The following is a 679-nucleotide window of genomic DNA, read 5'->3' as shown; positions in this document are numbered from 1 at the left end:
GAATGTCGGCGGGTGGGTTGATCAGCGGGTTGCCGGCCAGCTTGGGATCGATCTTGGCGAGCTCGTCGGTCATGTCCGACAACACCGGCACGAACTGGGTGAATGCGATCAGCTTGGCGTAGTTCGCCCGGTCGTAGACGTAGTCGATCCACGCTTCGGCGCCCTTCTGGTTCTGCGTGGTGTAGGGGATCACCATGGTGTCGATGAACCAGTCACCGCCGGACTCGGGCACGATGAACTGAAGGTCCGGGTTGTCGGCCTGCAGCTGCACCACGTCGCCCGAATATGCCTGGGCGACAGCGATGTTGCCCGCCGCCAGATCGTCGGCGTAGTCGTTTCCGGTGAACCGGCGGATCTGGCCCTTGTCCTTCTGTTCACGGATGAAATCGACCGCTTTGGTGATGGATTCGGTGGTCGGATCCTCGACGGAGTTGCCCTGCCACTGCATGATCATGCCGAGCCCGTCCTGGACGTCGGACAACAGGCTGACCCGGCCCTTGAATGCGGGATCCCACAGATCGTCGATCTTGGTGATGTCTCGCCCCGTCGCGGCCTTGTTGTAGGCGATTCCGACCATGCCGGACATGTACGGTGCGGTGAACTTACGGCCGGGGTCGATGTTCGCGTTGAGCAGACCGGGTTGGAGGTTCTTCTTGTTGTGCCAGCGCGATTCCCGGAT

General features: G+C 61.6%; 1 protein-coding gene. It reads right to left on the bottom strand.

Going from position 1 to position 679, the window contains the following annotated elements:
* Positions 1 to 679, bottom strand: a 679-nt coding sequence (locus RNB18_RS50745; protein ID WP_311720896.1) for a polyamine ABC transporter substrate-binding protein, incomplete at both ends; no start/stop codon positions are given.

The sequence above is a fragment of the Streptomyces doebereineriae genome (assembly GCF_031845645.1).
Classification (GTDB): domain Bacteria; phylum Actinomycetota; class Actinomycetes; order Streptomycetales; family Streptomycetaceae; genus Streptomyces; species Streptomyces canus.
The sequence above is the reverse complement of the archived record's forward strand: the minus strand, read 5'-3'. Positions and strand labels throughout refer to the sequence as shown.